21 protein-coding genes are annotated in these 25,348 nt (G+C 36.9%); 15 read left to right on the top strand and 6 right to left on the bottom strand.

From position 1 onward, the window contains the following. Window positions 1-34: 34 nt before the first annotated feature. From ACIQ2D_RS06050 to ACIQ2D_RS06010, 9 genes are all read left to right on the top strand, one after another. Window positions 35-1,309, top strand: a complete 1,275-nt coding sequence (locus ACIQ2D_RS06050; protein WP_402860939.1) for an NEAT domain-containing protein — start codon at window positions 35-37, stop codon at window positions 1,307-1,309. Between the two features lie 21 nt (window positions 1,310-1,330). Further along, complete coding sequence (gene isdE, locus ACIQ2D_RS06045; RefSeq protein WP_402860936.1) at window positions 1,331-2,236, top strand: heme ABC transporter substrate-binding protein IsdE; 906 nt, start codon at window positions 1,331-1,333, stop codon at window positions 2,234-2,236. Between the two features lie 103 nt (window positions 2,237-2,339). Then, complete coding sequence (locus ACIQ2D_RS06040; RefSeq protein ID WP_402860933.1) at window positions 2,340-3,305, top strand: FecCD family ABC transporter permease; 966 nt, start codon at window positions 2,340-2,342, stop codon at window positions 3,303-3,305. A 6-nt stretch (window positions 3,306-3,311) separates the two neighbouring features. Beyond that, a complete protein-coding gene (locus tag ACIQ2D_RS06035; protein WP_402860930.1) occupies window positions 3,312-4,082 on the top strand; it encodes an ABC transporter ATP-binding protein in 771 nt (256 codons plus the stop codon). Window positions 4,083-4,094: 12 nt separating this feature from the next. Next, window positions 4,095-4,871, top strand: coding sequence for a class B sortase (gene srtB, locus ACIQ2D_RS06030; RefSeq protein WP_402860927.1), 777 nt, complete (start codon window positions 4,095-4,097; stop codon window positions 4,869-4,871). A gap of 267 nt (window positions 4,872-5,138) precedes the next feature. Beyond that, complete coding sequence (locus ACIQ2D_RS06025; protein WP_402860924.1) at window positions 5,139-5,666, top strand: YceI family protein; 528 nt, start codon at window positions 5,139-5,141, stop codon at window positions 5,664-5,666. 115 nt (window positions 5,667-5,781) lie between these two features. Beyond that, window positions 5,782-6,708: an NAD-dependent epimerase/dehydratase family protein gene (locus ACIQ2D_RS06020; protein WP_402860921.1), complete on the top strand. Its 927-nt coding sequence runs from the start codon at window positions 5,782-5,784 to the stop codon at window positions 6,706-6,708. A 108-nt stretch (window positions 6,709-6,816) separates the two neighbouring features. Beyond that, the gene (locus ACIQ2D_RS06015; RefSeq protein ID WP_402860918.1) at window positions 6,817-8,100 is read left to right on the top strand and encodes an AAA family ATPase; all 1,284 of its coding nucleotides are present in this window, start codon (window positions 6,817-6,819) and stop codon (window positions 8,098-8,100) included. Further along, entirely contained in the window at window positions 8,100-8,675 is a 576-nt protein-coding gene (locus ACIQ2D_RS06010; RefSeq protein WP_402860915.1) for an RloB family protein, read from the top strand. The genes ACIQ2D_RS06015 and ACIQ2D_RS06010 overlap by 1 nt, the downstream gene beginning before the upstream one ends. Window positions 8,676-8,883: 208 nt before the next feature. Here the strand turns inward: ACIQ2D_RS06010 and ACIQ2D_RS06005 are convergent, their stop codons facing one another. The 3 genes from ACIQ2D_RS06005 to ACIQ2D_RS05995 form a co-directional block, all read right to left on the bottom strand. After that, complete coding sequence (locus ACIQ2D_RS06005; RefSeq protein ID WP_402860912.1) at window positions 8,884-10,350, bottom strand: MDR family MFS transporter; 1,467 nt, start codon at window positions 10,348-10,350, stop codon at window positions 8,884-8,886. 46 nt (window positions 10,351-10,396) lie between these two features. Further along, window positions 10,397-11,155, bottom strand: coding sequence for a VOC family protein (locus ACIQ2D_RS06000; RefSeq protein WP_402860909.1), 759 nt, complete (start codon window positions 11,153-11,155; stop codon window positions 10,397-10,399). A gap of 80 nt (window positions 11,156-11,235) precedes the next feature. After that, a complete protein-coding gene (locus ACIQ2D_RS05995) occupies window positions 11,236-11,871 on the bottom strand; it encodes a TetR/AcrR family transcriptional regulator (RefSeq protein ID WP_402860906.1) in 636 nt (211 codons plus the stop codon). A gap of 157 nt (window positions 11,872-12,028) precedes the next feature. On the opposite strand from ACIQ2D_RS05995, the gene ACIQ2D_RS05990 reads away from it, so the two are divergent. The 3 genes from ACIQ2D_RS05990 to lpdA all read left to right on the top strand — a co-directional run bounded on the left by ACIQ2D_RS05990 (window position 12,029) and on the right by lpdA (window position 17,510). Beyond that, entirely contained in the window at window positions 12,029-14,110 is a 2,082-nt protein-coding gene (locus ACIQ2D_RS05990) for a catalase (protein ID WP_402860903.1), read from the top strand. A 162-nt stretch (window positions 14,111-14,272) separates the two neighbouring features. Then, the gene (locus ACIQ2D_RS05985) at window positions 14,273-15,469 is read left to right on the top strand and encodes a polysaccharide deacetylase family protein (RefSeq protein WP_402860899.1); all 1,197 of its coding nucleotides are present in this window, start codon (window positions 14,273-14,275) and stop codon (window positions 15,467-15,469) included. Between the two features lie 703 nt (window positions 15,470-16,172). Then, entirely contained in the window at window positions 16,173-17,510 is a 1,338-nt protein-coding gene (lpdA, locus tag ACIQ2D_RS05980) for a dihydrolipoyl dehydrogenase (RefSeq protein ID WP_402860896.1), read from the top strand. 205 nt (window positions 17,511-17,715) lie between these two features. Here the strand turns inward: lpdA and ACIQ2D_RS05975 are convergent, their stop codons facing one another. Further along, the gene (locus tag ACIQ2D_RS05975; protein WP_402860893.1) at window positions 17,716-18,123 is read right to left on the bottom strand and encodes a DUF5412 domain-containing protein; all 408 of its coding nucleotides are present in this window, start codon (window positions 18,121-18,123) and stop codon (window positions 17,716-17,718) included. A 479-nt stretch (window positions 18,124-18,602) separates the two neighbouring features. Here ACIQ2D_RS05975 and ACIQ2D_RS05970 point away from each other — a divergent pair, with 479 nt between their 5' ends. Beyond that, a complete protein-coding gene (locus ACIQ2D_RS05970) occupies window positions 18,603-19,982 on the top strand; it encodes a right-handed parallel beta-helix repeat-containing protein (RefSeq protein ID WP_402860890.1) in 1,380 nt (459 codons plus the stop codon). 46 nt (window positions 19,983-20,028) lie between these two features. Here the strand turns inward: ACIQ2D_RS05970 and ACIQ2D_RS05965 are convergent, their stop codons facing one another. Continuing rightward, a complete protein-coding gene (locus ACIQ2D_RS05965; protein ID WP_402860887.1) occupies window positions 20,029-20,190 on the bottom strand; it encodes a hypothetical protein in 162 nt (53 codons plus the stop codon). Window positions 20,191-20,404: 214 nt separating this feature from the next. On the opposite strand from ACIQ2D_RS05965, the gene ACIQ2D_RS05960 reads away from it, so the two are divergent. Continuing rightward, window positions 20,405-21,793 (top strand): aldehyde dehydrogenase, encoded by a 1,389-nt coding sequence (locus ACIQ2D_RS05960; protein ID WP_402860884.1) that lies wholly within the window; start codon window positions 20,405-20,407, stop codon window positions 21,791-21,793. Between the two features lie 43 nt (window positions 21,794-21,836). Here the strand turns inward: ACIQ2D_RS05960 and ACIQ2D_RS05955 are convergent, their stop codons facing one another. Continuing rightward, entirely contained in the window at window positions 21,837-23,417 is a 1,581-nt protein-coding gene (locus tag ACIQ2D_RS05955; protein WP_402860881.1) for a two-component system sensor histidine kinase NtrB, read from the bottom strand. Between the two features lie 290 nt (window positions 23,418-23,707). Between ACIQ2D_RS05955 and ACIQ2D_RS05950 the strand changes: the two genes are divergently transcribed. Beyond that, the gene (locus ACIQ2D_RS05950; protein WP_402860879.1) at window positions 23,708-25,174 is read left to right on the top strand and encodes a UDP-N-acetylmuramoyl-L-alanyl-D-glutamate--2,6-diaminopimelate ligase; all 1,467 of its coding nucleotides are present in this window, start codon (window positions 23,708-23,710) and stop codon (window positions 25,172-25,174) included. Window positions 25,175-25,348 lie beyond the last annotated feature (174 nt).

Here is a 25,348-nt window from a genome sequence, read left to right as displayed (position 1 = left end):
TACTGTTGTTTCTATAGAATTTGGAGGAAATCGCATGATGATCATGAATAGAAAAGCCTTTCTTTGGGTGATTGTTTGCATTATTTTTATGGCGCTTCCCTCAAGGTTTTTATGGACAAATGCTCATGCAGAAGAAGGATTGGCCATTGAAGATGGTAAGTATCAAGTTGAACTAAGTTTTCCATCACTTGAAGGTGAGCAACAAGACAGTTTTTTCAGTAAAGAGGCAACACTCTATGTGAAAAACGGACTCTATAAATTGTCCTTGCCGATGGTTTACCCAGATATCATCACGGATTTACAAATCATGCAACTAGAGAAACCTTTGCCTTTCATGCTCGATAAGAATGAAAATTTAGTTCAGTTTGATATGAATGATGTAACGCAGCAAATTACGATAAATGGTACAGGTATACTTCCATTCGAAGAGGAAGAAATTCATTTTACGGAGCAACTGTTGATAAAAATAGATTCACTCAAATTCCTAGAGGAAATACCACCATCCATTCCGGAAGAAGAACCTCCTGTAGAGCAGCCTGAAGAAAAGTGGTCATTGGACTATCAATTGTTAGTAGATGGAAAAATGGAACCGTCCATCATGAATACATATGTAAATCCTACTGCCAAAATCATTGAACAAGATGGCAAGTATTATGCACAACTAACAATTATAAAATCTTCTTGGATCACAAGTTTTACTGTAGAACAACAGGGGCAGCAGGTGGAACCTAAGTTAGTCTCGTTAGTTGATGATGTAAGAGTTGTTCAATTTGAAGTAAATGATTTTGAAAAGTTACAACGTATATGGGTAAAAGTTGATATACCTGAACTTGCTTACCACCACCAATACTTTGTAGATTTGCAATTCGACAAAGAACAGGTTGCCAAATTTTCAGAAAGCCTGTTGGTGCCAACAAATTCTGAACAGCCAACAAAAGAGGATACATCGAGTGTTCCAGAGCAAGTAATTGTAAGAAACCCCGCTAAAGATTTAACTGCTATTGAGGTAAGACCAGCTAGTTTATCTTCCAATACATCTACGACAAATATCTATAACGTTACACCTGAAGAAGATATGTTAGCGTTTGATCGTACGTTAGACGAAGAAAAGGAAGCGGTTACTGAAGAAGCACAGCAAGAAGAGTATACAGCAGCTACAACTGTTAAAAAGGGAATTACTGCCGAAACGGGGCAAAAGCTTGCTCAATTAGACAAATTAAAAATTATTTTACTCATTGTGATGTGTTTATTATCTGGTTTTATGCTCCTTCGAAGAATAAAAAATGTAAAACAAAAAACGATTGATTAGAAATAAGTGAGGGATTACGACATGCAAAAGAAGTGGAAAATAATTATGTTATTCATATCGCTTATGGCTATATTTGCAATAGCTGGTTGTAGCGGTGGGGGTGATAGTGAAAAAAAGGATGCATCATCTGTGAAAAAAGAAGCAACTGAAGAAAGTGAAAACCGAATTGTTGCGGGTACAGTCGTGATTGCTGAAATTTTAGATAAACTAGAAATAGATGCAATTGCCGTACCACAAACGGAAAAAAAATTACCTGAACGTTTTGATGGCCTTACATCTATCGGCAATGCAATGGAGCCTGATATGGAAATCGTCAAATCATTAAATCCAACAGATGTCTTATCCGTGTCAACACTAGAATATGATTTACAAGATAAATTCAAACAATTAAAAATCCCTGTGAACTTTTTAAATTTCCAAAGTGTTGATGCAATGCTTGAAGAAATTAAAACATTAGGTGAACGCTATGACCGTAATGCACAGGCAGAGGAACTAGTCGCAAGCTTACAAAAAAGTATCGATGCTGTACAAACAGTTGCAGCTAATAAAGAGGGACCACGTGTGTTAATTTTACTTGGAATTCCTGGTAGCTACTTAGTAGCGACGGAAAACTCTTATGCAGGTGATCTTGTGAAACGTGCCGGTGGTGTCAATGTTATGGAAGGGCAGGATGCCGAGTATTTATCTTCAAATACAGAATATCTACATAATAGTAATCCGGATATAATTTTACGATTATCACATGGGATGCCAGATGAAGTGGTAAAAATGTTCGACGAGGAATTTAAAACAAATGGTATTTGGAAACATTTCAGTGCTGTGAAAAATGGCAAAGTATATGATTTAGAAGAAGAATTATTTGGTACAACAGCTTCACTACAAGTACCACAAGCTTTAGGTCAACTTATGGAAATCTTCTATCGTTAATAGGAAGAAAAAATGACGCTCGTATAGTGAGGATAACCTTACTATACAGCGCTTTTCTTCTATTTAAGCATATAGCGAATTAAATCAATAAAGGAAGTCAGATATGACAAAAAAAATTGTGAGTTTTACGACTGTAATCGTACTATTGCTTGTGTCCATGATCTATTCGGCATCGACAGGCAGTATAACGATGGGCTTTTTTGAATTTATAGGTGCACTATTTGAAGAAGGTAATAGTCAGATGGAGGCAATACGAGATCTCCGCTTCCCACGTATACTTGTGGCGTTATTTGCTGGAGCTGCACTATCAGTATCCGGGGTATTGCTACAATCTGTAATGCGAAATCCACTTGCTGATGCAGGTGTCATTGGTATTTCATCAGGTGCTGCTTTTGTTCAGTTATTTATTATTTCATTTTTCCCTGCATTATTCTTTTTGACGCCAGTACTTGCATTTATGGGGGGAGCCTTTGCCTGTGCACTCGTTTTTGTACTATCCTGGAAATCAGGGTTAAGTCCACTGAAGTTAATATTAGTGGGGATTGCTATAAATGCGATGTTTACGGGTTTAACGGAGGCATTTATTAGTTTAGGTGGCTCACTAAATACATCTGCTTCAAGTGTTATCGGTTCGAATTTAACGATGCGTACATGGAGTGATGTCTCAACGATTGTGACATATGGTTCTGTGGGGCTGATCGCTGCCTTTGCGTTATACGGTTGGTGTAATTTGCTTGTGTTACAGGATAAAACGGCAAAAAGTTTGGGCTTTAATGTGGCACGTGCAAGATTAATCATTGCTGCTGTTGCAGTATTACTATCCGCAGTTTCAGTAGTAGTAGCCGGTGTCATTTCCTTCGTTGGCCTACTTGTGCCCCATATAGCACGTCGCTTAGTTGGCTATGATCATAAAGTGTTGATTCCTTTTACAGCATTAGCGGGTGCACTTTTAATTTTAGTGGCAGATACAATCGGTAGAACAATTGTCACACCACTAGAAATTCCAGCTTCGACAATAATGGCGATTATCGGTGGTCCTTTCTTAATATTCCTACTACGAAAAGAGTGATGAATTATGGAAATACATGATATTATCGTATCGCATGATAATACTCGAAATCATTTAGATGGTGTATCGACTGCGATTCAAAAGGGGAAGATTACGACAATTATTGGACCGAATGGCTGTGGGAAATCAACATTACTGAGTGTCATGTCGCGCAATAATATACCGAAATCGGGTAATGTTTCCTTAGAAAATAAAGATTTAATAGAATATAAGCCAAAGGAATTTGCAAAGAAATTAGCGATTGTTTATCAGCAAAATGATGTGCCTAAGGATATAACAATTGAAAAATTAGTCAGCTTTGGTCGTCTTCCACATAATACGATGTTAAAACGTAATCAAGATGAAGATGCAAAGGCGATTGACTGGGCACTTGCTTGTACAAATTTACTAGATAAGCGCCACAATGACTTAGAGGCTTTATCAGGGGGAGAACGCCAACGAGTATGGATTGCGATGGCACTTGCCCAGCAATCAGAAATACTGTGCTTAGATGAACCAACGACGTATTTAGATATTTATTATCAAATTGAGCTGCTAGAGCTTGTCAAAGCGTTAAATGAGGAGCATGGTTTAACAATTATCATGGTGTTGCATGATATTAACCAAGCAATTCGATATAGCGATCTAGTCATTATGATGAAAACTGGTCAGATTGTAGCTGAGGGAGCTCCGCGCGAGGTCATTACGAAGGAAGTTATTAAAGACGTGTATGGTGTCGATGCAATTTTCAATGAGGATGAACGGCTCGGCCTTTATATGGTGCCACTTGGTATATAAGAAGGTGAAAAGATGAAAAAGTGGACATCTAAGCTACTAACCTTAATATATTTAGCTGTGTTTTTGTATTCCGGTTTTGTACTTGTAAAGTATTTATATACGTATTATGAGGCGTCAAAATCATTAAAGGAAGTACAGGCAATTTATGAAACGACGCTAGAAACGCTTGAAAAAAAACCTGAAGTAGAGGGGGATTTGACGGAAGATTTACTAGCGAAGTATAGGATTCGTCCACAATTCGAGGACTTACAAGCAGTAAATGAACATATTGTTGGTTGGGTCTCGGTGGATGGCACGAAACTCAATAATCCAATATTACAAACTGATAATAATGATTTTTATTTGGATCATAATTTTAAAGGTGACTATAGCCGTGCTGGTAGTGTCTTTATGGATTATCGCAATGATGTAACGGATATGAGCCGAAACACCATCTTATATGGTCATGCGATGAAAAATGGCACTATGTTTGGTGACCTGAAAAGCTATTTGCAGCAGGACTACGCAGATAAACATAGCACAATATTTGTGGATACCGTGTATGAGGGCTATGATATTGAAGTATTCGCTGCCTATGAAACAACGATTGATTTTTATTATATTGAAACAGAATTTCAAACGGATGAGTCATTTCTAAAATTTATTGAAGAAGTAAAAGAAAGATCCGCCATTCAGACGGATGTTGAGATAGGGTTAGACGATAAAATCGTTACTCTTTCGACGTGCAAGGACTCGGTTATGAATGACGATAATCGCTTTGTTGTGCAAGGGAAATTAGTGAAGCGCTAAAAAAGAGGATCCTGCGATAGGGATACTTCTTTTTTTATTGTCAATTTCATCAAAAAAAAATTTACGAAATGACTTGACGTATCGAAATTATAAATGTATAGTAAGTTACATAACGTAAGTAATTACTTTTCGTAACTTAAATACAGTTTAAGTAACTGCCAATGTTTCGCTTCTTTTTCAAGAGGTAACATAAATAGTGTAGTTGCTTCATATTTTTACATATATCTCGAAATCGAGATAAAAACATTTCAATTGGAGGAATTAACAATGGCAAAATGGAATATCGATTTAGGACACTCTGCAATTAACTTTCAGGTAAAACATATGATGGTTTCAAAGGTAAAAGGTGTATTTGAATCTTACACAGCAGACATCGAAGCGACAGATCTTGCAGATTTATCAACTGCAAATATTAACTTCAATATTGACACTGCAAGCATTAATACTCGCAGTGATGATCGTGATAATCACTTGAAATCAGGAGATTTCTTTGATGCAGATGCATATCCAACAATTACATTTAAATCAACAAATGTTACGAAAAAATCTAGTGATGAGTATGCAGTTACTGGTGAGCTAACTATTAAAGGCATAACAAAATCAGTAACATTTGATACTGAATTTAATGGAAAAGGTACAAATCCATGGGGCCAAGAAGTATACGGCTTTGAAGCTGAAACAACAATTAATCGTGATGAATTCGGTTTAACTTGGAATGCAGCATTAGAAACAGGTGGCGTGCTTGTAGGGAAAGATATTAAAGTAATAGTTGAATTAGAAGTAAACCCTGCATGATGAACGAAAGATAGTTGAAAGGAGAAGCTACTTAGCTTCTCCTTTTTGATATCTATTTGCATATCTTTCTCCACCTCCGCATATAAAACATCATATAGTTTTTGGGGGCGAGAGAATGAATGTTCTAGTGACTGGTGGGTATGGTTTTATTGGTAGTGCGGTGGCACAACGTTTTTTTGATGAAGGCGCAAACATCTTTATTATTGATAATTTAAGCACTGGGCACTTACGAAATATTGAATTTCCACATAAATCTTATTTATTGAATGTGGAAGATGAAGTTTGTGAGCATTTCTTTAAGGAAGTAGCTTTTGATGTGGTCATCCATTGTGCTGCACAAACGAGTGTACAGCTATCAATTCAAGAGCCAATGAAGGATATTTTAACTAATATTGTAGGACTTAGTCAGATGCTTTATCTATCGTCTAAATATAAGGTGAAGCACTTTATATTTGCCTCATCAGCTGCAGTATATGGTGATAGTCATTATCCACCGCTTGAGGAAACGGATTATGGTGAGCCTGTTTCGATGTATGGCTTAAATAAAAGTATTGGCGAAACGTATTGTGAAAAATGGCGGCAAGACTATGGTCTGCAAACACTTATTTATAGATTTGCCAATGTGTATGGACCAAGACAGCCGATGAAAGGTGAGGCAGCTGTAATTCCAACTATGTTGAAAAGTAGCATTGAGGGACAACCTTTTACGATTTTTGGCGATGGTCAGCAAACAAGAGATTTTATTTATGTAGATGATGTAGCAGATGCAATTTTTGCGGGTGTTGAAGTAGGACTGCAAGGGGTCTTTAATGTATCGACAAATGAGGCGTGGTCAATTCAGCAAGTCATTTTACTATTACAACATTTAAATTATCCGTTAGAAATTCAATATGCACCTGCTCGCGAAGGTGATATTGAACATTCATTTTTATGTAATGATAAATTGGCAAAAGCTATTGCCTGGAGGCCCCAAGTATCATTTACTGATGGAATTCAACGAACGATTGCGGCCATGCAAAATGAGAAAATACTAGAGATTTAATATTCAGCAAGTAGGCATATTACAGTAGCGTAATATGTCTTTTTTGTGGTCTTAGTATTGTATAATAACTAATAAAGGGTAAAGGTGCAGTTGAACGGAGGTTATAACATGTTAGTAGATTTTAGAGTGAAAAACTGTCTAAGCTATAAGGAAGAAACGTTATTTTCGATGGTGGCTGGCAGTCGTATCCGAAAATTTAAAGATACACATACAATAAAAATCGAATCACTTCGCCTTGTTAAGAGCGCATTTGTTTTTGGACCAAACGGCAGTGGGAAATCTAATTTATTTTCGGCGATTAAAGTACTGCGTTCACTGCTGTTTAATTTTGAAAACTTGAACAGTGTGAAGAAATTACGATTACCTTATCAGCCTTTTAAACTGGGGGGTGATGGTGAATCTCCTTCTGAATTTGTGATTTCTTTAATGTTAGATGGTTCGTTATATGACTACGAAATACATTATAATGCTGAACAAGTACTTTATGAGCGTTTAACAAAAATAGATGATATGCAGGAAGAAAAACTATTTTTGCGTGAGTGGGATGCAAGTGTGCAAGACTATACCTACGAAACAGCACAATCAACGCATAAGGAACTCACAAAGTATACACGTAATAATACGGCATTACTATCGGTCTTAAATGTTTTCAATGATGCCGATGCAGCGAAGATTTTCGAGTGGTTTTCACATAAAATTTTATTCCTAGACGAGGCACATCGATTGTCCAGCCATCCGCTAATCCGTAAGTTAGAGGAAGAACCATTTAAACAAGAAGTCATAAAGCTATTAAAGATTGCAGATTTCTCGATTCAAGATGTAACCGCAAGACGCGTTGAGCGAATGGAGAAAAATACAGTTAGCTATGACTTTGACGGAGAAGATACTGTGATTCAAGAGGTCGATATCGATTTACATTATTTATCGTTTGATAATGAGGGCACACCACTTGGTACAGAAACGATTAACTGGACGATGGATTCTAAGGGTACAGTACGCATGCTGCATTTAGCGTGTGTCATGGTGGATGCATATAATAAGGGGAAGACGATATTTATTGATGAATTTGATACAGCTTTCCACGTTTCTATTTGTGAATTTTTAATGGCAATTATGAATAGTAGACGAAATGAGTGCAATCAATTCATTGTAACAAGTCATGAAATTGATTTACTTGATCAGCCGCTACGCTCGGATCAAATTTGGTTTGTGAATAAAAGCTTTAAAAATGAATCTGAATTGTACTCTCTTTTTGATTTTGCTGAATTACAAAATAAACGTGGGGATATATCCTATGCAAAGCGTTATTTGAAGGGCGAATTTGGTGCGACACCAGTCATTAATGAATATTTGTCGAGCGAATATTTAGGTGAAGCGGAGGTACATGAGTAGTGAGAGTACGTCAAAAAGGAAATTTACCATTACGTAAAACGATATTAATTTATTGTGAGGGTGAAACGGAGCGCATTTATTTTGAGCAAATGAAACTATTAAAGCGCTCCAAAATGGTCAGTGTGAAAATCAAAAACGTGAAACGCTCTGCGATTAAACTAGCGCAACACGCGTATCGGGATTCTAGCTACCAACCTTTCGATGAAGTGTGGATTGTGTTTGATAAGGATGATCTAACAGAAAAGCAATTAGAGGAAGTAAATGTTTTTTGTGAGGAAAAAGACATTAAAATTGCCTATACGAATGAAGCATTTGAGCTATGGCTCTTATTACATTTTGAAGCAATAGAAGTGTCTGAGCCATATCCACGTGCGGTGCTCAACAATAAAATGGAAAAGCACCTTGGTGTAGCGCGCTACTTCCGCCATAAGGGAGACGTGGAGCTCATTTCTCCAATTGCTTTACGTCATGAAGTAGCCATAAAGAACTGTAAGGAAATGATGGCACTCCGCAATACAGATAGTCGGGAAAACCCATATTGTAATGTGCATGAAATGATTCAATACATATTTTAACGGTTGTCTAAAAACAACGAAAAAACCTTGAAAGGCATATCGCCAATCAAGGTTTTTCTAATGTTAAGGAAATTATAGATTATTTCATTGTGGATAACCTAGGGCATAGTTGTTGTCTAGGCTAAAGCGCTACATCCTCGAGGTTGCTTCGGGCTCGCAAGCAGCTGTCGGATGTAAACGAGCGCTTTAGCGCATTTGTCTTTTTTATTTAATGTTGCATCATTTGTGATTTGGCATTTGGATCTTTCTTATTTAAGAAGAAGACAAGTATCCAACCAATTACTGCCATACCAGTCGCGATGACGAACGTTGCAGCGTAGCCTGAGATAAGTGCGTCAGAGGCAATTGTACTTTGCATTGTTGCAGCATCTAAGCCACTGTAATTTCCCATATCTGGTGTAAAGTTTTTGGCAGTTTGCGACATAATCGTAATTAAAATAGCCGTACCAATTGAAGCACTTACTTGCTGCATCGTATTAGCCATTGCAGAACCGTGAGCATTCAATGTTTGTGGTAGCTGATTTAAGGCATGCGTCATAATCGGCATCATTCCTAATGAAAGACCAAACATACGAATAGCATACATTGTTGTTAGCATAGTCATTGATGAATCAGCAGAAAGTGTCGTAAAGTAGAATGTTGTGAAAATAACGATAAGCATTCCTGGGATAGCCATTTTACGAGCGCCAAGTTTATCAAATAAAATACCTGATACAGGCGACATGATCCCCATTACAATGGCTCCTGGCAATAGCATTAAACCAGAATCAATGGCAGATAGACCACGAGCAGTTTGCACATACATCGGTAACAATGTTTCAGCACTGATCATAGCGATGATTACGAATGCACTAATAATAACACCTAATGTGAAGTCCTTATTTTTAAATACGCGGAATTCTAATAAAGGTGTTTCGAGACGAAGCTGTCTCCAAGTAAATAACGCTAAAATAATAAAGCCACCAATAATACAAGTTAGCACGAGTGTATCTGTCCATCCACGCGATGCACCAGAGCTAAATCCGTATAATAATCCACCGAAACCAAATGAAGACATTAAAATAGATAAAACATCAACCTTTGGATTTGTGCGTTCTGTGACATTAGAAATAAAGAAAATCGATAAAATTAGTGTTAAAATCGCAATTGGCAGTACAGCATAAAACAGCATACGCCAATTAAAATATTCTACCAAGTAACCTGATAATGTTGGCCCAATGGCAGGAGCAAAGGAAATAACAAGTCCCATCATCCCCATTGCTGCCCCGCGCTTATCGATCGGGAACATGGTTAAAAGAACAGTCATCATCAGTGGCATCATGACACCAGAACCCATTGCTTGCACAATACGAGCAACTAAAAGTAGTGTGAAAGAGTCAGAAAACGCCGCCACAGCTGTACCGAATGTAAAGACGGCAATCGCTGCAATGAAAATTTGACGGGTTGTAAATTTCCCGATGATAAAGGCTGAAATTGGAATCATTATTCCGTTTGTTAGTAAGAACGCAGTTGTCAGCCATTGTACCTGCGTTTCATTTATTGAAAAGTGAACCATAATTTCAGGTAATGCCGTTGCAAGTAGCGTTTCATTTAATAATGAAAAGAACGCACCGAACAGCATAACCATCAGCATGGGCCCTTTTTTAACATGTTTAAATGGATCGTTCAAAGTCATTTTATTTCTCCTTGTCTAAATCGTTGTTCATATAATATTCTACTTACTAGATTGAGCCGCCCAAATTTTTTATTTGGAGGTTTTTGATGTTAATCATCATATTAGCGTAATTATTATGGTTGCATGCTAAATTAACCTCCACTTTATATTGGGTGGATTTGATAAAACGTATTGTTTGTTTCTCTAGGTAGATTGATAATATATCATTTTTTTCTTCATAATTCATAAATAAAGCATTCAATATTTTTTTATCTTCTATTGTTAGTTCTCCATAGATTATTACTTCAGAGATACTACTAATTTCATTATCTAGACTGTTAGGTACCATATACTTTTTCATATACTTTTTTGTTTTTTCATCATCTAATTGTTGAAGGAAGAATTGAAAAGGTACACCTTGGAATTCAGGTAAATATAAATTACGCCAAGGCATCTTCTTTTTTAGAAGATTGAAAAACCAACGGAATTCCAATGGTTTTGGGGGAGCTACATGTATATTCTGTTGAAGTAGTTTTTGGTAGGATTCTTCTATGTCATCCACTTCTAAACAAAAACCAATCAGACCTCTATGCCCATCAAGATACTTCAACGTCCAATCTTTTAACCAACCGCCACCGTCATTCGTTTTAATGCTCACAAACTCAAAATATTCATTTCCAATCCATATATTTGAAACCTTAAATCCTTTTGTACCTTTCCCCTTTTTAGGGTTATAAGGTAAACCTGCGGAATGGATTTGTTCAATGATGTTGTGATCTTCCTGAACGCAATTATCTACATTTACAACTAAATGATCAATTTTCAAGGAATTCCCTCACTTTAGTTAAAGACGTATTTGTTCCTATACCAGAAAAACAAGTAATAACATCTGTAGTAACTCGGGACTTATTTATAAAATAGTGGTTTTAAGAAATGAAAGTATTCCTCTATCTCTACTGTGCATTGGTCAATTAAAGTATTAAAGCTATCAATATCATGAATGGATTCTTTTAATTGTTGGTCATAACGATTAGAAATTCCATCTAAAACCCATTTGATAGTATCCAGTGCGTATTTCGTGTCTATTTCTTCTTTGAAAAATGAATAATCAATATCAGTTAAAAATTTGTCATAATTATTCTCTTCTTTAAGGGATTGTATTTTTTCGAGCTCCGTGGTTACTTCGGGGCTTTTTTCGATAAGTACTCTATTCATGAAGTGAAAGAATGCTGGATTTTGTTGAACTAGATTCATTTTCATTGAGATTAGTTGCTTATAGCGTTCAAAAACATCTGGGTCAGCCAATTTTAAATCCGCAAAGATTGCTTCAGATAACTTATCCAATACATATTCATATAAAAATAGATATAAACTTTTTTTGTTCCCAAAATAACGAAATAGGATCCCTTTTGAAATACCGGCTTCCTTAACAATTTTGTTTGTTGAGGCAGTTTCGTAAGGATGCTTAGAAAATTCATTTAATGCTGCATTAATAATATTACGTTGTTTTTCTTCGCTTACTTTTATAAATGATGGATGCAAAAGGCACCCCCTTTCATCGTGATTGACCAACTTGGTCATTTTATCAAACGTTGACTCGCCTGGTCAATATTTTTATTTTCAACATTCTCTAAGTATGTTTCTATACTAAGAACATATATTGTGTATTGAGTATATGAGCAGTGAACATTTCTAAGTAATGAAAGGGGATTTCGTGGACAAATCTTGGTCTAACCCAGGGAAAGATTCAGATGGAAATGCAAAGGATCAACAACTCGAACAATTTCGCGTAAATAATGATGGGAAAAAGATGACGACAAATCAAGATGTGAAAATTTCAAATGATGAGGAGTCGTTAAAGGCTGGAGTAAGAGGCCCGACACTAATGGAGGATTTTCATTTTAGAGAGAAAATTACGCATTTTGATCATGAACGGATTCCAGAACGGGTGGTTCATGCAAGGGGATATGCGGCTCATGGGGAATTTGTTTTGTATGAATCGATGCAAGAATATACAAGGGCAGGATTTTTACAAAAAGTAGGGTCAAAAACGCCTGTCTTTTTAAGGTTTTCTAATGTCGTTGGAAGTCTCGGTTCGGTGGATACAGCGCGAGATGTGCGTGGGTTTGCTGTGAAATTTTATACGGAGGAAGGTAATTATGATTTAGTGGGCAACAATATTCCGGTGTTTTTCATCCAAGATGCAATCAAGTTTCCAGATCTAATCCATGCTGCGAAGCCAGAGCCTAATAATGAGATGCCACAAGCAGCTACTGCACATGATACATTTTGGGATTTTATTGCGAATAATCAGGAAAGCGCTCATATGGTGATGTGGTTGATGTCGGATCGGGCTATTCCAAAAAATTATCGAATGATTGAAGGTTTTGGTGTCCATACTTTCCGGTTCGTAAATGACAAGGGTAAATCGAGATTCGTAAAGTTTCACTGGAAACCTGTATTAGGTGTGCATTCACTCGTTTGGGATGAAGCACAAATTATTGCAGGGAAAGATACTGATTTTCAACGACGTGATTTATGGGAATCTATCGAAATTGGTGATTTTCCAGAGTATGAGCTTGGAATACAAATGATTGAGCAGGAAGAGGAATTTAGATTTGATTTTGATATTTTGGATGCAACGAAAATTTGGCCTGAGGAAATCGTACCTGTGAAAATTATAGGTAAGATGACATTGAATCGTAATGTGGATAATGTTTTTGCAGAAACCGAACAAGTGGCTTTCCATCCTGGTAATGTAGTACCGGGCATTGATTTTACAAATGACCCACTGTTACAAGGTCGTTTATTTTCTTATTTAGATACACAGCTTATTCGTTTGGGTGGTCCGAATTTTGCTGAAATTCCGATTAACCGTCCAGTATGTCCAATCCATAATAATCAGCGCAATGGCTTTAGCCGGCAAACGATTAATGTAGGGCGAGTAAGTTATCATAAAAACTCACTTGCGAATAATACACCTTCGACATCCACTGCAGCTGAAGGTGGATTTGTTCATTATGAGGAAAAAGTGGAAGGGCGTATTACGAGAGCACGAAGCAAATCCTTTGATGATCATTTCTCACAAGCAAGGCTTTTTTGGAACAGTATGTCACCACCTGAAAAACAACATATTATCAATGCCTTTAGTTTCGAGGTAGGAAAGGTGAAAAGTCAATCTGTACGACAACAAGTTGTGAATATGTTTGTCCGTGTAGATAAAGAAATGGCTACCATTATTGCGAGTAATGTAGGGGTCAATCAACCTATTGGTGAGCAATCCAATGTTACGTCTTCTTCTCCTGCACTGAGTCAAGCCAATACCATTAAATTGCCGCAAACACTTAAAGTTGGTGTACTTATCGGTGATGGATTCGATGCGGCAGAAGTAAATAATGTTTTAAAGACACTAACAAAATATGGTGTTAGATATAATATAATTGCTGAGAAATTGGGTGCTATTAAGAGCAAGGAGGGCTTCCAATTAATAGCGACAGAAACTTATTTAACAACCGACTCGGTGCTGTTCGATTCCTTATACATCGTCGGTGTTAGGGCAGACAATCAAGCAAAATTCAATCAAGATATGGTGCTTTTTATCAATCAAGCATTTCGACATTATAAGCCGATTGGAGTAGCCACAACTGGTTTGCCATTTTTCAATGCATCCAGTGCAAAAACTGGCCCTGGCATCGTAGTCGACACGGGCAATGCTGACTTTGGGAAGAAATTTGTTGATGCCATTGCAAAGCAACGTTTTTGGGATAGAAATATCTATTAACAGTATAAGTTAAACGAGGTGGCTTAGAGGGAACTTTAAGCTACTTCGTTTTTTTCTTATACAAGCATACGAAGATAAGGAGTTTTTCCCAATAAGTCTATTAGTTACGATTACTTTCCTATATACTTAAAGGTATATATTTCTTGGAAAGGGAAAATAAACATGTGCTATTTTAAGAAAGTTTTATTCTCGATGTTGCTACTCTGTTTGATTATAGTTGTTACTGATGAAACGATTGCTGCAGAGCCGACGAAATTTTATGAATATAGTAATGCGAAAGGAATCACGGTCATTAACTATCATTCATTTGGGGACTATAAGGAAATTGCCAATATTAATATTACAAAAAAACTGTTTCGTGAGCAGCTAATGATGATAAAGGACAATGGCTATACGGTGATTTCAGAGCCACAACTAATCGCCTACTTACAAGGGCATGGTCGTATCCCTGAAAAATCAGTATTTCTGACAATAGATGATGGATATGAGAGTGTTTATACGATTGCATATCCGATTTTAAAAGAGATGGGGATGCAGGCGACATTGTTTGTGATTGTGAAGGATATGGAAATGGGTTCGAGAAAAGGTGTGCCTATGTTGAATTGGCTACAGCTAAAAGAAATGTCTGATTCAAATGTGATTAATGTAGGAAGCCATACATATGATTTACATTGGAGAGGCAATAATGATTCTCCAAAATATGAAGCTATGATTCTCAATCAAACAAAAGATGGACAACCGCTGACGAATGAAGTACGTCAACAATTAATTTTTGAGGATGTTACAAAAGCTCATAAGTTAATTGAACAAAATATAGGTGAGAAAACAACCTCCTTCGCATATCCATACGGTGCATATGATACGTTTGCCGAGCGAGCAATTAAACAAGCAGGTTATTTAATCGATTACTCTACTACGAGTGGTTATAATTTGTTTGGAAGTGGCACAGTTCATATTAAACGTATCGATTCGAGTAATCTAGTAAGTGTTGAAGAATTGAAAAAAAAGTTGGAAAAACAGCAAAAGCAAGCGGAGCAACAATATAAAAATCGAGATATTCAGGTAGAAGCTCATATTTCATCAACAAATATTTCAATCAGTGCATGGCTTAAAAGCGATCTGAATGCTAAAGCGCTGCAAGCAAAAGAAGCACGTTTTGAATTATATAAAACGGTAAATGGTAAGCGCCAACTACAACGGAATTTCGGGAGCTATCTTGTAACAGCAAGTGCGGGTTCGCGCATGATGAAGACAGAGGAAAATACAACAAATTACGAGGCTGGTAGTTACTCAATCAAAACTATTATCGTAAAGCAAGATGGAAGTAAAGAGGTATTCTGGCTGAATTTTAGCAAATAAGTAAGAGGGGACACGTCGATGGCGTGTCCCTTTTCCAACATTGTTGAAAACAATTACGTCAATAAATTATATATGAACCTTATTAGAGTTTGTTCAAGGGACCCGTTGATTTCCGTTACAGGCGGACGCGTTACAGAGGGCGAGCCTTGAGCCGCTTCGTTGACTCCTGTCGCTTCGCTTTCGTCGCAAAACACAGTCTCGCTACGCTCCGGCAGGGTCTCAAGTTGCTCGCTGTTCCCCTAGGAGTCGCCGCCTTCCACTCCAATCAACTAGATTGTTTTCTTTACGAGATAGTAAATGAGCCAATCAAATTTTATGAATAGATAATTATAAGTGACAGATCTTATTCAGAGATTTAAGTAGCATCTTCTTTTTTAGAAAAATCCACGCTACTTCTGCAGGAAAGAGCGTGGATTTTTATTTTAGCCTACATAGTTAAGAACGATATATTCACACAATTTCTATGGACAAAATCCTTTATCAACAAAATGAAAAGGGAGTAGTCCATGGCGTGTGCCTTTTTTACGGAAGTAAGGTGGATATCGATATATTGCAAAATAGGGTGGATAAATTGGGAATGTTGGGTGATATATACTGAAATATTTCTGCTAAACGAAAATGGATAGATGATAAAACTAAGAAAATATTCCTACCATTGCATTCAATTTTTGTAAATGATAAGGTGATATGTGAGGTGAATTTTTTGGAAAACTTTGATTTAGCAGTTATTGGCGCAGGTCCAGGAGGATATGTAGCAGCCATCCATGCAGCGAAAAGTGGTATGAAAGTAGCGTTAGTGGAGCGCGGAAAAGTGGGAGGTGCTTGCTATAATGTAGGCTGTATCCCGTCTAAAATCTTATTGGAGCATAGTAAGCTAGTGCAAGAAATTGAGCGTGGCAATAACTGGGGCATCGAGACGCCAACTGTAAACATTAATTTCCCACGTCTAATGCAGCGAAAAGACACTGTGATTGCCGAATTACTAGCAAACATTGAAGGATTTATTGCCAGCAATCATATTGTATTTTATCGCGGGGAAGCGTCAGTTGCACAGGATCTAACCGTTAGTGTAGGAACAGAAATTTTTACAGCTAAAGATATCATTTTAGCGACAGGTAGCAAACCATTTGTACCGCCATTTAAAGGTTTAGAAACGTCCACATATTACACAACCGATACATTTTTTGATATGACGGAGTTACCAAAGCAATTAACGATTATTGGTGGTGGTGTAATTGCAGTAGAAATGGCATTTAGCTTAGCGCCACTTGGCACAAAGGTAACAATGCTTAATCATAGTCTAGATATTTTACAAACAGAAGAGCCAGATGCTCGTCCAATTATTCGTGAAAAAATGACGAAACTGGGTATTGAGCTTATAACGGACTTCAAATTTGAGCATTTCAATGGGACCGAAATACATACGTCTAAAGGTGTTTATACATACGAAAACTTATTATTTGCGACTGGTCGTCGTCCAAATACCGAAATTGCTGAAAGACTTGAGTTAAATTTTGATGGTCGTTTAATTGCTGTAAATGAGCATTTAGAAACGAGCCAACCTCATATTTATGCGATTGGTGATCTAATTGGTGGCTATCAACTAGCGCACGCAGCAAGTGCAGAAGGGATTCATGTGGTTGAGCATATTTTAGGACAGGCACCAGCAACGGTCGATCAAAATTCGATTCCTCGCTGTGTATACACGCATCCTGAAATAGCGACATTTGGCTTGTTAGAAAGTCAAATCAATGAAGCCTATACGGTGACGAAATTACCAATTCGAACAAACCCAAAAGCTTTAATGGAAGGAAATACGGAAGGCTTTGTCAAGTTAATGGCAACAAAAGGGGATGGACGTATATTAGGTGCTTGTGTAGTTGGTGATGGGGCAACCGAAATATTAAATACAATCTTGGCTACGAAAAATGCAGGAGGAACTGCGGCTACATTGGCACAAATGATTTTACCGCATCCGACTATATCAGAGCATATTGGTGATGCAGCAAAAGCAGTATTTGGCAAGGCGATTCATCTATAAATGTAAAAAATCACAGTTCGTTAAATTGAACTGTGATTTTTTATGCTATAAACTAGACTGCTCGGAAATTTTAACAAGGCATATTTGAAAAAACGATGAATTTTCTACCCGACTTACCTATAAATAAGTGCAATAAAATCGTATTTTTCGATTGAATTAACGCTTAATTACAATAATGTTGCTTGCAGTTTTAAGAAATCTTTACTTACTTGATTTCTTTTCTATAATCGTAGGTTTCGTGTGGGAGTTCCAATGTGACAGTGTTGATTTTAACGGTATCATCGTCAATCCATTCTATTCTTGCAGTACTCTCTTTATATTGCCAGTAGATTTTTTTAGGCCGTTTATTTTCTTTATTAAAAACTAATTCCCCTAAAACAGTATAGGAAGTTGTAGCTCCGCTATCAGATAGATATGCATTGATTGTATAGGTTCCGTCTGGAGAAGTAGATTCGCCAATTAAATTTTGTTTGAACCTGCTCGTATCATAAAAAATCCAATATACACCATAGCCAATCAGCCCAATAAACAATAATCCCCAAACAACAAACATTAAAAGAACTTTTTTATAAATTTTTCTCGTCTCTTTTTTAGTATCAGCACCAAAATCCATTTGATTTCCCCCAATAAGATGAAAGTATCAGTATTATGTCAAGGTATTACAAAAATTGTTTTTTAAGATGAAAAATAGTAATTCTAGTAATGCAACGTTCTCGATAAGGAAAAAGTTTCTAGTTTGTTGTGAATAGAATTTTTCAGGTAATTTATGAGTGATAAAACAAAAGAATTGAGGTATGAAGATAGCTGAAGAGCTCGATGGCCGCTGAAAAAAAGCAATGAGTGCTGAAATCTGCTCGATGGCCGCTGAAAAAAAGCAATGAGTGCTGAAATCTGCTCGGTGACCGCTGAAAAAAAGTAGCGAGTGCTGAAATCCCCCCAGTGACCGCTGAAAAAAGCAATGTGTGCTAAAACCTCCCAACTCACTTACGTCTATCAACCGTACAACAAAGGTTGTTTTTGAATACACAGTCTGGAATTCTCTGCAAATAAGCCGATATAAATTATGATACGAGATCGTTCGGAGGAGATAATATGTCCATTTTAGATAGTTTGAAGCGCGTGAAAAAAGAGTTATTAGATCAAAAACATCCATTTGCACAAGAGGATACGCAGTTTCGACAGACATATGCAATCGGTTATGCTTTACTGTTATGTGTTAAGGGCTATCCAAGTGAGATGGCTAAAGATGATTTTAAAAAGCTAGTGGCGTTATTAGATTTGCCTATGGACTTTAAAAAGCAGGCAATTCAAGTTGCACTACAAGCAGAAGATGAAACAATACATAAATTATTGCAGGTTTTAAGTAAACCGATTCATAAATATTTCTTTATGCTGGACTTGTATAGCCAAGCACAAAAGGATCATAAAATTACGGAAAAAGAGCAGGAGATGCTTGTACTATTTGAAGAGCTTTTGCAATTAAATTATGCAGAAATCCATTTTATTCGTGGATTCCGATTAGCCATGCTACGTAACGATGTAGAGGTGGGTTTAAAAGTTGTACAAGCTGCACTAGAGCAAAATGTGGAAGTGCCATTAACATCACTCAGCTACTTCCTGCCGAATTTTGTATACCAAGATCGTATGGCACAAATGACATTGCTAACGGGGCAAAAACGTAAACTTAATTATGCGACAGTCTTTACGGGCGATGTTATTGTTAGTAAGGGAGCAGAACTTGATTTAAATGGTATGGAGGTTACATTTGCAAATAATGCATCGATTATCGTCGATGGAGGTACATTAAAAGCAGATGGTGCAAGATTTATGGCGTCAATGGATGCAAATAAGACAATGCTATCATTACGTAATATTTCTCAATTGAAAATAGAAAATGCTCATTTCTTTGGTGCTAATATTGTGCGTGCAGTGGAGATGAATAATGCACATGTTGAAATGGATAGTTGTTCTTTTGAAAAATGCTTCGATGAGGAACGCGGTGGTGCTGTCTATTTTACCAATAGCGAAAGCTTTATTTTACGCAATTGTATATTTGAACATAATTCATCACTTGGTAAAGGTGGTAGTATGTATATTGCTGGAACAGAGGCGGCACATATGAAATCCCGCAATTTCTTTGGCTTTATTTCTGGTGGTAAGGTGAAGAAAGTAAAGTTAATTATGGAAGGCTGCAGTTTTAAAGAGAGTCGCTCGCAAATGAGTGGCGCACTACACATGTATGATGCTGAAATTATGTTAAAAGATACAAGTTTCGAAGCATGTACATCCCAAGCAGGAGGTGCGGCAGTAGATACACTAAACTGTAAATTTGAAGGTAGTGGTAATACATTTACTAAATGTAAAGCGGCTATTAATGCTGCAGTTGTCGTTTTAGGGGGTGCCAAACTTGAAAATGAAACAAGCTTTGGCAAATTTGAAACATGTGAGCCCAAAAATATATTGTATAAATAAACAACGAAAGCGCATCATAGGAATCATTTCCTACGATGCGCTATATTTAATTTAATTCATGTGGTTCAATCGCTTTTTGATCTTCTGAATGTGCTACTGACAGATATAAGAAAGCCTCGTCCTGTAATAGATGCAACTTATCTTCATTAATTCCGTGAGCTAGGTCGCCTGAAAAAATGGATTCCCACCAAGTTTCTGTCATCATCATAAATAATTCCCCCATTCGATTGTATTTATGTAGTTGCACATTTCCCTTGAAGTAAATCGTGTAAACCTTTCGAGAATAACGAATCGTGTTTAGTTATCACCACCATGTCCAAAAAGAGGTTTTTTGCATGTCATGTTGAATCTTATAGACAAAGATAGTTTGTTTCAAAAGTTAAATTTTATGTATGACATTATAAAAAAAGAGGTGTTTATTTATGAATTTTACTCCACAAGACGTAGAAAATATGATTGCACAACAACGTCAATTTTATTTTTCGCGTGCTACAAAAGACGTTAATTTTCGTAAAGAGCAATTATTAAAATTAAAAACGACCATTTTGAAATATGAAAAAGAGGTTCTGGATGCTCTGCATTTAGATTTACGCAAAAGTGAATTTGAAGCATATGCGACAGAGGTAGGTATCGTTCTCGATAGCATTTCTTATATGGTGAAGCATGTAGAAGAGTGGATGAAGCCTGAAGCGGTGAAGACACCGATTCATTTGCAGATGGGGAAAAGCTTTATTGTACGTGAACCATATGGTGTAACACTGATTATCGGTCCTTTTAATTATCCGTTCCAACTTGTGATGGAGCCACTGATTGGAGCAATTGTTGGTGGCAATACAGCCATTGTAAAGCCATCAGAAATTTCAGTTCATACTGCTGCGATTGTGAGGAAAATTATCGAAGAAACATTTGATGCCTCTTTCGTACGTGTTGTGGAAGGCGAAAAAGAAGAGGTTACAGCACTTATACATGCATCGTTTGATTATATATTCTTTACGGGAAGTGTAGCTGTAGGGAAAGTGGTCGCGCGTGCAGCAGCAGAGCGTTTAACGCCGATTGCGCTTGAACTTGGTGGAAAAAGCCCAGCAATCGTTGACCAAACAGCGAACCTAGAAGTAGCGGCTAAGCGATTGTCTTGGGGTAAATTCACAAATACAGGGCAAACATGTGTTGCACCTGATTATATACTTGTACATAAAGATGTGTATGAGCCATTTGTGAAAATATTAAAAGATACAATTCGATCGTTTTACGGAAGAAATGCGTTGAAAAGTCCTGATTACGGTCGCATTATTAATGTAAGACAATTTGATCGATTACAGAAAATCTTAGTGGAAGAGCGTGATTCGATTACGTATGGAGGTCGCACGGATCGCGATGATTTGTATATTGAGCCAACAGTGATTGAGCATGCTAATTGGACAAGTCCATCCATGCAGGATGAACTGTTTGGTCCAATATTACCTATTATGATGTATGATGATTTGCGTATTGCTATCCATCAAATTCGTCAATTACCGAAGCCGTTAGCCGCGTATTTCTTCTCAGAACACGAAAAGGCGATTAACTACTTTTTAGAAGAATTACCGTTTGGTGGCGGATGCATTAATGATACAGTTACACATGTAGGGAATATGCACTTGCCATTTGGTGGTGTAGGGCCATCAGGGACAAAAGCTTATCATGGCAAGGCAAGCTTTGAAAATTTCACACATGCTAAATCAATACTAAAAAAATCATCGAAATTAGAGACGAATGTATTATTCCCTCCGTATAAACAAAAAGTAAAGTTAATCCGTACCATTATGAAATAAGGAAAAAGGCTATCTCCGCTATTACTTGGCGGAGACAGCCTTTTTAGATAGAAGGTAATTTAATATTGATGGTTGTACCATTTTCTAATTTACTTTCGATTTCAATGGTGCCTCCATGGTCTTGAATAATTTTATTGGTAATAAGCATACCTAGACCTGTACCTGTTGCCTTTGTTGTATAAAAAGGCTCAAAAATACGTTCTAAAAGATTTTCGGACATACCAATACCATTATCAGAAATAGCAATATGAATGGTATTAGGCATGACATTATTAATTGAAAAACAGATTTTCCCCTCTACATCATGCATATCAATTGCTTCAATGGCATTTTTAATAATATTTATAAATACTTGTTTTAGTTGATTTTCATTGGCAAGGACCATATTTTGTACACTGTTCACACTTAGCGAGAATGTAATGCCTCGATTTAAAAATTCTAAGTGAAAGAAATTACTGACATTGTTTATCGTTTCAGCAATGGAGACTGCTTTTAGCTGATTGGCTTGTGGTTTCGAAAGTACTAAAAATTCACTGATAATTAAATTAATGCGTTCAATTTCCGATTGAATAATTTCTGTATAGGAATGATACGGAGATTCTTTATCGCTATTCATCATCTGTACGAAACCAGAAATAACGGTTAGCGGATTACGAATTTCATGAGCCACACCAGCTGCAATTTCCCCAGCTAATTTCAGTTTTTCAGATTGCAGTATCAGCTGTTTATTTTCTTTCTCATGTGTGATGTCACGGGATATAACTGATGTTGCAATCATCTTTCCATCCAAATCATAAATAGGTGATAAAGAAATTGCGGCGTCAAATACGGTACCATCTTTTCGCATATCTTTAGTTTCTAGCATCTTAACGCTCTTACCTTCTAATAAATCATGATAACGGTTTTCCGCATCAATGCTATTTTCGGGGGGGACCACAGGGATTACTTTACCGATACATTCAGATCGTTTCCACCCGTAAACCTCCTCAAAGGCTGGATTTATGTCAATAATTCGGTTATCCAGACTAAGTACAGCAATGCTATCGTTTGCATGTTCAAAAAACAAGTGTAGATATGCTTCTTGTGATAATAGTTCCTGTTGTTTTTGTAAATTCGTTTGATCGAGTTTGTGCCAAAAACGCTTCATGTTGTGTGTTTGAATCCAGCAAATCGTCGTTAGAAGCAGGACGACAAAAATAAAGGCATGTAAAAACTGTTTTTCGATCATGGATTCAGAAAGAACTTGATGATGATTAATGATGAAAATAATTTCAATTAAAGTGACGATACTAAAGATGGCGTTAATTTTCAGTGAGCGATAAATAGAAATTAATAATAGATAAAAGATAAAACACAATAAATTAATTACAGAAACTGAAAAAATATTTATAAAGAAGATGGTTAGATTTCCGCAAATCATAATAATCCATTGCATGATAATTGGATTTACTTTTAGTATTTTTCCAATAATAAGTGGAATTAATAATAGGAGTAGTGCCGCTAGTAAAACATAAAAGTTACCATTTAAACCGAGCATAGCTAGAAAGCATTGTATAAGTATTGCGGTCATTGAAAAAATAAAAATAATTTCATTGCGCATTCGTAATAAGTCAATTTGTAGCAATTTTTACACCTCAAATTACCATAGTTACAAATATGATACATCATTTAATGGTGTCGATAAATGACGTATTTTGTTATGATAAACAAAATCATATACTTTTTAGGAATGGCAGCGTTTACATTGTGAAAACATGTATTGAGGCATTTCATTTATGAGTCGATAAGTAGTAAAATAAGTTCAATAGATAGTGGGGGTATTCATTCTGTCAAATGTTGTCGAAAAATCGTTATCGGTGATTTAACAACTAGTTTTGATAAAGTGAATGTAGAGATTGATTGGAGGACTATGAAATGTATGCAGAGGAATTGTTGAGTGCATTACCTTTGAAAAAAATTGTGGGTGAATTACCAGATCAAGTGAGCGATATTGTAGTGGATTCACGTGGCGTACAACCAAATAGCATGTTTGTTTGTATAAAGGGTTATACGGTAGATGGGCATGATTATGCACAGAAGGCAGTAGAGGGTGGCGCAACGATAGTTGTTACGGAGCGAGTACTACCTTTGCCTGACTCAATTGCACAAGTTATTGTGAAAGATACGGAGCGTGCAGTTGGCTTACTAGCAGCGAAGTTCTTTGATTATCCGTCGAAGGATATTACGATGATCGGTGTTACAGGGACTAATGGTAAGACATCCGTGACTGGTATTATTCAAAACATCGTGCAAGGTATGGGCGAGAAATCTGCATTGACAGGAACAATTGGTTTTAATTTAAATGGAATTCTATATGAATCTTCAAATACGACAAGTGATGCACTTTCAACACAACAAATGATTTTCCGTGCGAAAATGGAAGGTTGTCGTTTAATGACAATGGAAGTTTCTTCGCATGGTCTAGCATTAGGTCGATTAGCTGGTGTCGATTATGATGTAGCGATTTTTACGAATCTCTCACATGACCACCTTGATTTCCATGGTACGATGGAGGAATATGGACATGCAAAAGGTCTTCTATTTTCTCAACTTGGACAGGATTTAGAAAAAAATAAATTTGTCGTATTAAATGCTGATGATCCTTGGTCTGAGCGTTATGCTGCGATGACGCCATTCCCGGTGTGGACATATGGTTTACAAAGTGAAACGGCTGATTTCCGTGCTATTAATTGCCAGTATCATGATTATATGACGCATTTTGATGTTGTCACTGCAGAGGGGACATTCCCTGTGAAAATGCATTTACTTGGTGAGTTTAATGTATACAATGTTCTAGCGGCAATGGTGTCATTTTATGGACGTGGCTATTCGATGGAATCAATCATTGAGCAGGTTGAGCAATTGCCACCAGTAAAAGGCCGAATGGAAAAAGTTCCAACGGATTTACCTGTGAAAATTTTTGTCGATTATGCACATACACCAGATGCTATAGAGAAAGCAATTGCAGCGGCTGAGCCGTATAAAAAAGGGAAACTAATTTTCTTAGTGGGCACGGGTGGTAATCGAGATAAATCGAAACGTCCGGCCATGGCGGAAAAAGCGTCTGCAGCAGATTATGTAATTTTAACGACAGACGACCCACGCTATGAGCCATATGATAGTATTACAGGTGATCTTGCGAAAGGTATGCTACATGAAAACTATGCTTGTATAGGTGATCGTGCAGAAGCGGTCCGTCATGCAATTTCGATAGCAGAACCGGACGATATGATTATTTTTGCTGGTAAAGGTCATGAGGACTATCAAATTATTGAGAATACGAAATATCCACATAGCGATGCAGAAATTGCTATGGAGGCAGGTCGTTTGAAATTTGTGTAAGAAGTAAAATGTTTGAAAAACAATTACGTCAATAAATTCTTCGTGAATGTTTTGAAGAACTTATTCACGGAACCCGTTGATTTCCGTTACAGGCGGACGCCCCCAGGAAAGCGCCTAGCCGGAACGGAAATCAACCCCACGTTACTGTAGATAAAGGAGCTTTTAAGTACGGAT

The organism is Lysinibacillus sp. NPDC097287 (assembly GCF_044761695.1).
In the GTDB taxonomy this organism is placed as follows: Bacteria; Bacillota; Bacilli; order Bacillales_A; family Planococcaceae; genus Lysinibacillus.
The sequence above is the reverse complement of the archived record's forward strand: the minus strand, read 5'-3'. Positions and strand labels throughout refer to the sequence as shown.